Source organism: Roseicyclus sp., from assembly GCF_052168335.1.
Classification (GTDB): domain Bacteria; phylum Pseudomonadota; class Alphaproteobacteria; order Rhodobacterales; family Rhodobacteraceae; genus Roseibacterium.
In genome coordinates, this window is the sequence record NZ_JBQLZP010000175.1 from 1 (window position 1) to 8,318 (window position 8,318).

An 8,318-nucleotide genomic window follows, 5' to 3' on the forward strand; every position below is an offset into this window, starting at 1 on the left:
GGAAAGCGCGGTGTCGGCGGGCGTCCGCCGCATGGAGGCGCTGACCGGCGAGGACGGCTCCTCCGCGCTGATGCGCGTGACGGTCGCGCTCGGCGGCGAGGTGCTGGCGCTCGGCGGTCTCGCCGCCGACGCCGCCGACGGGGAGGAGCGCATCCGCCGCGCCATCGAGAGCGGGCAGGCGGCCGAGGTCTTTGGCGAGATGGTGGCCGAACTCGGCGGACCGGTCGACTTCGTCGAGCGCTGGCGCGACCGGCTTCCGGCCGCCAAGGTCATGGTCGACGTCTATCCCGGCGAGGCGGGCTGCGTCGCCGCCATCGACGCCCGCGCGCTGGGCGAGGCGGTGGTGCAGCTCGGCGGCGGGCGGCTGCGGGGGGACGACCGGGTGGACCCCGCCGTGGGGCTCAGCGACCTCGCGCGGATCGGCACGCGCGTCGATCCCAAGACGCCGCTCATGCGCATCCACGCCGCGACCGAGGAGGCCGCGCGCGCCGTGGCCGCCGACCTGCGCGGCGCCTACACGCTGTCGTCCACGGATGTGGAGCCTCCGCCGGTCATCCACGAAAGGATCGGCTGATGCCCCGCGCCTTCCTCGTCGTGATGGACAGCGTCGGCTGCGGCGGCGCGCCCGATGCCGACCGCTATTTCAACGGCGACAGGCCCGACACCGGCGCCAATACGCTCGGCCACATCGCCGCCGCCTGTGCCGCCGGTGCGGCGGAGGAGGGGCGGACGGGCCACCTCAGGATGCCGCATCTCGACGCGCTGGGCCTCGGCGCGGCGGTGCGGCTGGCCTCCGGCGCCCGGGCCGAGGGGCTCGACGCCCTGCCCGAGGGGCTCTGGGGCGCGGCCGAGGAGGTGAGCGTCGGCAAGGACACGCCGTCGGGCCACTGGGAGCTCGCGGGCCTGCCGGTGCCCTGGGAGTGGAGCTATTTCCCCAAGACCGACCCCGCCTTCCCGGACGACATCGTGGCCGAGGTCATGCGCCTCGCCGGGACCGACGGCATCCTCGGCAATTGCCACGCGAGCGGGACCGAGATCATCGCGCGCCTCGGCGAGGCGCATCAGCGCACCGGCCGGCCGATCTGCTACACCAGCGTCGACAGCGTCTTCCAGATCGCCGCCCACGAGGAGAGCTTCGGCCTCGACCGCCTGCTCGCGCTCTGCGAGGGGCTGGCGCCGATGCTCCACGCCCGCAAGGTCGGGCGCGTCATCGCGCGGCCCTTCGTGGGCGGTCCGGGCCACTACACCCGCACCGTGAACCGCCGCGACTACGCCATCGCGCCGCCCGAGCCCACGCTTCTGGACTGGGTGCAGGCGGCGGGACGGCGGACCTACGGCATCGGCAAGATCCGCGACATCTTCGCGGGGCGGGGCGTGGGCGACTACGTGAAGGGCGCCGACGCCGACCTGATGGCGCATCTCGCCGCCCACGTGGAGGAGGCCGAGGACGGCAGCCTGACCTTCGCCAACTTCGTCGAGTTCGACAGCCTCTATGGCCACCGCCGCGACGTCTCGGGCTATGCGCGGCACCTCGAATGGTTCGACGCGGCGCTCGGCCCCGTCCTCGCCGCGCTCCGGCCCGACGACCTGATGATCCTCACCGCCGATCACGGCAACGATCCCACCTGGAGCGGCACCGACCACACGCGCGAGCGCGTGCCGGTCATTGCCAAGGGCCCCTATTCCGGGCAGATCGGCATCCGCGGCTTCGCGGATGTCGGAGCCTCGGTCGCCGCGCATCTCGGCGTGCCGGGGCAGGGGCCGGGGCGATCCTTCATCTGACGGCCGGGAGGGGGGCGGATGACGTCGGAACAGGTCTATTTCGTGCTGACGCTCGTGGTGGCGACGCTCGCCGTGCGCTACATCGGCCCCTTCATGGGCCGCCCGCGAACGCCCTGGCGCGGCGCGATCGCGTTCGGGCTGATCGTCGCCTTCATCGGCTGGGCCATCGGGACGTGAGGGAGAGGGACATGAGGGACCTGCCGAAGATCGAGTTGCACCTTCACCACGAAGGCGGCGCGCCGCCCGCCTTCATCCGGGGACTGGCCAAGGAGAAGGGCGTCGACCTCTCCGGCATCTTCCGCGAGGACGGCAGCTATTCCTACCGCGACTTCTGGCACTTCCTCACCGTCTACGAGGCGGCCACCAGTGTCCTGCAGACCCCCGAGGACTACGCGCGCCTGACCCGCGCCGTGCTGGAGGAGAGCGCGGCCAACGGCGTCGTCTATTCCGAGACCTTCCTCTCGCCCGACTTCTGCGGCGGCGGCGACGTGGGCGCGTGGCGCGAATACCTCCACGCCATCCGGCAGGCCGCCGACGCGGCCGAGCGCGACCTCGGCATCACGCTCCGGGGGATCGTCACCTGCATCCGCCACTTCGGCCCCGAGCGCGCGCGCCCGATCGCGGAATGCGCGGCCGAGACGGCGGGCGACTGGCTCGTGGGCTTCGGCATGGCGGGCGACGAGCTGAAGGGCAAGCCGTCGGACTTCCTCTGGGCCTTCGACTGCGCGCGGGAGGCGGGGCTCAGGATCACCGTCCACGCGGGCGAGTGGGGCGGGGCGGCCTCGGTCCGCGACGCGCTCGACGCGCTGAACCCCGAGCGCATCGGCCACGGCGTGCAGGCCATCGAGGACCTCGCGCTGGTGGACCGGCTCGCAGAGGACGGGATCGTGCTGGAATGCTGCCCGGGCTCGAACGTCTTTCTCGGCGTCTTCCCCGACTGGAAGAGCCACCCGATCGAACGGCTGCGCGAGCGCGGCGTGAAGGTGACGGTCTCGACCGACGATCCGCCCTTCTTCGGGATCACCATGACCTCGGACTACGAGAACCTCGCCCGCTCCTTCGGCTGGGACGAGGAGGTCTTCGCCGAGGTCAACCGCACCGCGCTCGACGCCGCGTTCTGCGACGCGGCCACGAAGGACAAGATCGCCAAGAAGCTGGGGGACAGCGCCACATGACCGAGCACCTGACCATCGTCGACCACCCGCTGGTGCAGCACAAGCTGACCATCATGCGGGACAAGGAGACCTCGACCAAGTCCTTCCGCCAGCTCCTGCGCGAGATCAGCCATCTGCTCGCCTACGAGGTGACGCGCGGCCTGCCGATGACGACGGTCGAGGTGGAGACGCCGCTGACGAAGATGCAGGCGCCCACGATCGAGGGCAAGAAGCTGGCCCTCGTCTCGATCCTGCGTGCGGGCAACGGGCTGCTCGACGGCATCCTCGATCTCGTGCCGAACGCGCGGGTGGGCTTCGTCGGGCTCTACCGCGACCCCGAGACGCTGCGCCCGGTGCAGTACTACTTCAAGGTGCCGAGCGAACTGGAGGACCGCCTGACCATCGTGGTTGACCCGATGCTCGCCACCGGCAATTCCTCCGTCGCGGCCATCGACCTCCTGAAGGAGGCGGGGGCGGACAACATCCGGTTCCTCTGCCTTCTCGCCGCGCCCGAGGGCGTCGCGCGCATGAAGGAGGCGCACCCGGACGTGCCCATCGTCACCGCCGCGCTCGACAGCCACCTGAACGATCACGGCTACATCGTGCCGGGGCTCGGCGACGCGGGCGACCGGATGTACGGAACGAAATAGGCGCGGCTTTACTTGGGTCCGGGCATGGGCCACTCTGCCCGGAGCAACCTTGGGGGGTTCGCATGTTCGGAACCGACGGTTTCCGGTCCGCCGCGGCGGGCCTCGCGGTGACGCTCGCGCTCGCGGGCGGGGCCATGGCGCAGACCGGCCCGGCCGAGCGTCCGCCCGCATCCTTCGACGCGCTCGAATACATCGACAGCGGCGGCTGCGTCTTCGTCCGGGTCGAGGTCGGCGGGCGCGTCGACTGGGTGCCGCGCGTCGGGCAGGACCGCCAGCCGGTCTGCGGCCGCACCCCGACGCTGGCCCAGCCCGCCCCCGTTCAGGCCGCCCCCGTTCGGGCCGCCGAGGCGCCCGCGCCCCGTCCCGCACCGACGCCTGCCGCTCCCGTGCCCGCCCGCGTCATCGTGCTGGCCGAGGCTGCGCCGCCCCGGACCGTGCAGGTCATCATCCCGCCCGCCCTCATGCGCGAGGACGGCACCGCCCGCGTGAGCTGCGCCCATGTCCGCGTGCCCGGCGCCTATGTCGTGGCCCCGGACGGAAGCTGCATCCCCGTCGAGATCGCGCCGGTTCCGCCCGCCGCCGTCGCCCGCCCCACCGCCTCCGGGCAGCAGGCCGTGCGCGCGCTCGCCGCCGACAATCCCGGCCCGCCGCCGGGCTGGCGCACCGCCTGGGACGACGGGCGGCTCAACCCGCATCGCGGCATCCGCACCGTCGAGGGCGAGGCGCAGATGCGCCGCGTCTGGACGGACACCGTCCCGCGCAGGCTCGTCGAGGACTGAGCCTCAGCCGCCCGTGCAGGCGTTCTGGAGGCTCAGCCAGTCCTCGTCGCTGATGAGCGGCGCGCGTGTCGCGCCGCGCAGCGGGTCGGCCTCGATCAGTTGCAGCACGCTCTCCCCCGAGATGTCGCGGGCATAGGCGTAGGGCTGGGTCGAGATGTCCGCCGCGCCGAACCGCGCGACGAGGGCGGCCGTGTCGACGGCCGGCGCCTCGCGGCTGAGGAGGCGCACGGCGTGGTCGCCGAGCGTGCCCTCCGGCAGGTCGCCGGTGGTCAGCAGCCGGAAGGTGGCGAATATCCCCGCCTCGTCGAGCAGCCGGTGGAGCGGCGCCTCCGCCTGCCGCCGCACGTCCTCGGCCAGCATGTAGCCCGCGAGAACCTCGGGCGTCTCGTGGTCCTCGGCCAGCGTCGCGCTCGCCAGGATCAGGCCGCCGGGCAGCGCGACGGTGTCGGGGATCAGCGAGGGCAGCAGGATGACGCGCGGCGCGGGCGGGCCGAGCACGCGCGTGGAGAGCCGGGCCAGCGCCACGCGCGCCCTCGGGCTGTCGCAGGGCCGCCCGGCGATGCGCCCGATCTCCTCGAGGAGGGCGTCGCCCAGCTCGATCCGCTTCGCCTCGGGCAGAAGGCTGACGGTCTGCCGGGTCAGCGCGCCCGGGAACCAGAAGACCGCCGCCGCGAGCACGCCGAGGCCCACCGCCGCGCTCAGCAGCCAGCGGAGCCGCCCGGGATGGGGCCGCGCGCGCTCGATGGCGGTGCGCACCTTCTCGATGGCCTCGATCATCTCGGGGTCGTCGATCTCGAGCCGTTCGTCGGCATCCGCGCCGGGCGCGTAGACGGCGGGGCTCCGGCCGGGGTTCAGCCGCTCCACCGCCGGAAGCGACCAGTGCGTCAGCGCCGTCTCGGAGGGCGTGGAGACCACGAGCGTCGCCTCGCCGAGCGACACCACGACCTCGCGGCGCTGGGCGTCCGGCCCCTCCCGCCAGAGCCCGAGCGCCTCGAGCCTGCGGTATTGCTCCAGCACGGTCATCTGCCCCGGCTACCTTGCCCCTCGTTCGTTGACGCGGACGTTACCGCACGCGCAGGCCCGCCTCAACGCGCGGTTTCTCAGAGCTCGGCCGCGGCCTTGCGCAGCTCGAACTTCTGGATCTTGCCGGTCGAGGTCTTGGGCAGCTCGCGGAACACCACGCGCTTGGGCGTCTTGAACCCGGCGAGGCGCTGGCGGGCGAAGGCGATCAGGTCCTCCTCCGTCGCCTCGGCGCCGTCCTTCAGCTCCACGAAGGCGCAGGGCACCTCGCCCCATTTCTCGTCCGCCTTGGCGACGACCGCGCAGAGCAGCACCGCCGGATGGTGCATCAGCGTCCCCTCCACCTCGACGGAGGAGACGTTCTCGCCGCCCGAGATGATGATGTCCTTCGCCCGGTCTGCGATCTGCACGTAGGTGTCGGGGTGCTGCATGGCGATGTCGCCGGTGTGGAAGTAGCCGCCGCGGAAGGCCTCGTTGGTGGCGCGGGGGTTCTTGTAGTAGCCCTTCATCACCGAGTTGCCGCGCATCATGATCTCGCCCAAGGCCGCGCCGTCCATCGGGATCTGCGTCATGGTGGCCGCGTCCATCACCGTGATGTGGTCCATGTTCGGCATCGCGACGCCCTGCCGCGCCTTCACCGCCGCGCGGTCGCCGCCCGTCAGGTCGTCCCAGACCCCGTCCTTGAAGGTGCATTCGGTGGCGGGGCCGTAGGTCTCGGTCAGGCCGTAGACCTGCGTGATGTTGAAGCCCATCGTCTCGATGGCGGCGAGCGTCGCGGGCGCGGGCGGCGCGCCGGCGGTGAAGACCTCGACCGTGTGGGAGAAGTCGCGCCGGTCGCCGGGCTTGGCGTTGACGATCATGTTGAGCACGATGGGCGCGCCGCCGAAATGGGTCACGCCCTCGTCGGCGATGGCGTCGTAGATGGCCTTGGCGGTGATGTCGCGGCAGCAGACGGTGGTGCCGCCCACGGCGGGCATGGTCCAGACGTGGCACCAGTTGTTGCAGTGGAAGAGCGGAACGATGGTGAGATACTTCGGGTAGAGCGTTATCCGCCACGAGATCGGCGTGCCCATGGTGATGAGGTAGGCGCCCCGGTGGTGGTAGACGACGCCCTTGGGGCGCCCCGTGGTGCCCGAGGTGTAGTTGAGCGCGATGCTCTCCCACTCGTCCTCGGGCATGATCCACCGGAACCCGTCGTCGCCGCCCGCGAGGAGCTGTTCGTAGGTCATGTGCCGCCCCGAGGCGTGGTAGCCCGCCGCCTCGTCCGGCACCTCGACGACCAGCGGCTGCGCCTCGTTCTCCATCTCCTTCAGCGCGGCCTCGACGACGCCGAGGAACTGCGTGTCCACCAGCACGACCTTCGCCTCGCCGTGGTCGAGGATGTAGGAGATCGTGCCGACATCGAGCCGGATGTTGATCGAGTTCAGGATCGCGCCGCAGGCGGGCACGCCGAAATGCGCCTCGACATGCGGGTAGGTGTTCGGCAGCACCGTCGCCACCACGTCGCCCGGCTGCACCCCGTGGGCCGCGAGCGCCGAGGCCAGGCGCGTGACGCGCGCGACATGCTGCGCGTAGGTGGTGCGGAAGCCCCGGTCCACCACGGCGTCGCGGTCGGGAAAGACGCGGGCGGCGCGGACGAGGTGGCTGAGCGGCGTCAGCGGCACGTAGTTCGCCGCGCGTTTCTCGAGCCCGGTCTCGTCCTTCATCCAGCCCATCTGTCCACTCCTGTCGCGAAAGATTCTTCGGTGAGACATGGCAAGTTGCGCAAGAAAAGGAAAGGCCTTCGGTCGGCTTCCGTGTTCCGGCGCGCGCCGTTAGTCTCGGGACGGGACGCAAGGGGAGGACTGCCGTGCTGGGACCGGAGATCGCGGGGCCGCTGAGGCTCGAGGCGGCGGTGCATCGCGCGGGCGCGTCGCCGGGCGATCCCGCGCCCTACGCGGGCGAGGACAGCTTCACCTTCGTGCGGGTGCGGGTGACGGACGCCGAGGGCGCCACCGGCGACGGCTTCACCGGGCGTTTCCTCGCCTCCGAGGTCGCGCATTTCCTGAACGGCGCGCTGGCCGGGGCGGTTTCCGCCCCCGGCCCGTTGCCGGACCTCGTCCGCCTGTTCAACCCGCGCGCCATGACGGGGGTGGTGGTCTCCGCGCTTTCGGCACTCGACGTGGCGCTCTGGGACCTCGCGGGAAAGCGCGCGGGGCGGAGCGTCGCGGCGCTGCTGGGCGGGCGACGGGCGGCCGCGCCGGTCCACGTCACCTGCGGCTTTCCCGCGCTCGACACCGAGGCGCTGGTGGCCGCCTGCGCCGAGGAGGTCGCGGCGGGGGCACGGGGTGTGAAGGTCCTCGTCGCCGCGAAGGGGCGGAGCGCGGCCGAGGACGCCGCCCGCCTCCGCGCCGTGCGCGAGGCCATCGGACCGGAGGCCGACCTCATCGCTGACGCCAATTGCGGCTGGGACCTCGCGGACGCGCGCGATTTCGCCCGCCGGGTCGCCGATCTCGGCCTCGCCTGGCTGGAGGAGCCGGTGCGCGGCAACGACCGCCACGCGCTCGCCGCGCTGGCGCGGGAGGGGATCGTGCCCCTCGGCGCGGGGCAGATGGAGCAGAGCGCGGACCGCTTCGCCCTGCTGGCGGAGGCGGGGGTGGACGTCATCCAGCCCAACGCCGTCTTCGCGGGCGGCATCGGCGCGGCGGTCGCGGCGGCGCGCGCGTCCGGCCGCGCGGTCTCGCCCGCCGGGGGCTGGGACCTTGTCAACCTGCACTGGATGTGCGGCGCGATGGCCGAGGGGGCGGTCGAGCTTCACCGCGCGCAGGCGCGGATCGCGCGCCTCCTGCTGCCCGCGCCCCCGGCGCTGCGCGACGGGATGCTCGCCGTGCCGGATGCGCCGGGCCTCGGCCTCGCGCCGGACGAGGACGCGCTGGCGGCCTGCCGCATGGACT

At 72.6% G+C, this 8,318-nt stretch carries 8 protein-coding genes and 1 pseudogene; 7 read left to right on the plus strand and 2 right to left on the minus strand.

Features of this window, described 5'->3' with window-relative positions:
- The 6 genes and pseudogenes from ACTS11_RS05450 to ACTS11_RS05475 all read left to right on the plus strand — a co-directional run.
- A pseudogene (locus tag ACTS11_RS05450) lies at positions 1 to 574 on the plus strand (thymidine phosphorylase); the annotation flags it as partial.
- Positions 574 to 1,782 (plus strand): phosphopentomutase, encoded by a 1,209-nt coding sequence (locus ACTS11_RS05455; protein WP_442639325.1) that lies wholly within the window; start codon positions 574 to 576, stop codon positions 1,780 to 1,782. The pseudogene ACTS11_RS05450 and the gene ACTS11_RS05455, both read left to right, overlap by 1 nt.
- 18 nt (positions 1,783 to 1,800) lie before the next feature.
- Positions 1,801 to 1,959: a hypothetical protein gene (locus tag ACTS11_RS05460; RefSeq protein ID WP_442639326.1), complete on the plus strand. Its 159-nt coding sequence runs from the start codon at positions 1,801 to 1,803 to the stop codon at positions 1,957 to 1,959.
- A gap of 11 nt (positions 1,960 to 1,970) precedes the next feature.
- Entirely contained in the window at positions 1,971 to 2,957 is a 987-nt protein-coding gene (locus tag ACTS11_RS05465; RefSeq protein WP_442639327.1) for an adenosine deaminase, read from the plus strand.
- Positions 2,954 to 3,586 (plus strand): uracil phosphoribosyltransferase, encoded by a 633-nt coding sequence (upp, locus tag ACTS11_RS05470; RefSeq protein ID WP_442639328.1) that lies wholly within the window; start codon positions 2,954 to 2,956, stop codon positions 3,584 to 3,586. The genes ACTS11_RS05465 and upp overlap by 4 nt, the downstream gene beginning before the upstream one ends.
- A gap of 62 nt (positions 3,587 to 3,648) precedes the next feature.
- A complete protein-coding gene (locus ACTS11_RS05475; RefSeq protein ID WP_442639329.1) occupies positions 3,649 to 4,365 on the plus strand; it encodes a hypothetical protein in 717 nt (238 codons plus the stop codon).
- A gap of 3 nt (positions 4,366 to 4,368) precedes the next feature.
- Here the strand turns inward: ACTS11_RS05475 and ACTS11_RS05480 are convergent, their stop codons facing one another.
- Together ACTS11_RS05480 and ACTS11_RS05485 are read right to left on the minus strand one after the other, a co-directional pair.
- Positions 4,369 to 5,388, minus strand: a complete 1,020-nt coding sequence (locus ACTS11_RS05480; protein WP_442639330.1) for a hypothetical protein — start codon at positions 5,386 to 5,388, stop codon at positions 4,369 to 4,371.
- A gap of 77 nt (positions 5,389 to 5,465) precedes the next feature.
- Positions 5,466 to 7,100 carry an AMP-binding protein gene (locus ACTS11_RS05485; protein ID WP_442639331.1) on the minus strand — a complete coding sequence of 545 codons (1,635 nt, stop codon included), beginning with the start codon at positions 7,098 to 7,100 and terminating at the stop codon, positions 5,466 to 5,468.
- A gap of 134 nt (positions 7,101 to 7,234) precedes the next feature.
- Between ACTS11_RS05485 and ACTS11_RS05490 the strand changes: the two genes are divergently transcribed.
- The coding region (locus ACTS11_RS05490; RefSeq protein ID WP_442639332.1) for an enolase C-terminal domain-like protein at positions 7,235 to 8,318 on the plus strand (1,084 nt) is incomplete at its 3' end.

Excerpts from the sequence above, each read along its gene's own strand:
- ACTS11_RS05460 (WP_442639326.1), top strand. The coding sequence starts at position 1,801 with ATGACGTCGGAACAGGTCTATTTCGTGCTGACGCTCGTGGTGGCGACG.
- upp (WP_442639328.1), top strand. The coding sequence starts at position 2,954 with ATGACCGAGCACCTGACCATCGTCGACCACCCGCTGGTGCAGCACAAG.
- ACTS11_RS05480 (WP_442639330.1), bottom strand. The coding sequence starts at position 5,388 with ATGACCGTGCTGGAGCAATACCGCAGGCTCGAGGCGCTCGGGCTCTGG.
- ACTS11_RS05475 (WP_442639329.1), top strand. The coding sequence starts at position 3,649 with ATGTTCGGAACCGACGGTTTCCGGTCCGCCGCGGCGGGCCTCGCGGTG.
- ACTS11_RS05485 (WP_442639331.1), bottom strand. The coding sequence starts at position 7,100 with ATGGGCTGGATGAAGGACGAGACCGGGCTCGAGAAACGCGCGGCGAAC.
- ACTS11_RS05465 (WP_442639327.1), top strand. The coding sequence starts at position 1,971 with ATGAGGGACCTGCCGAAGATCGAGTTGCACCTTCACCACGAAGGCGGC.
- ACTS11_RS05455 (WP_442639325.1), top strand. The coding sequence starts at position 574 with ATGCCCCGCGCCTTCCTCGTCGTGATGGACAGCGTCGGCTGCGGCGGC.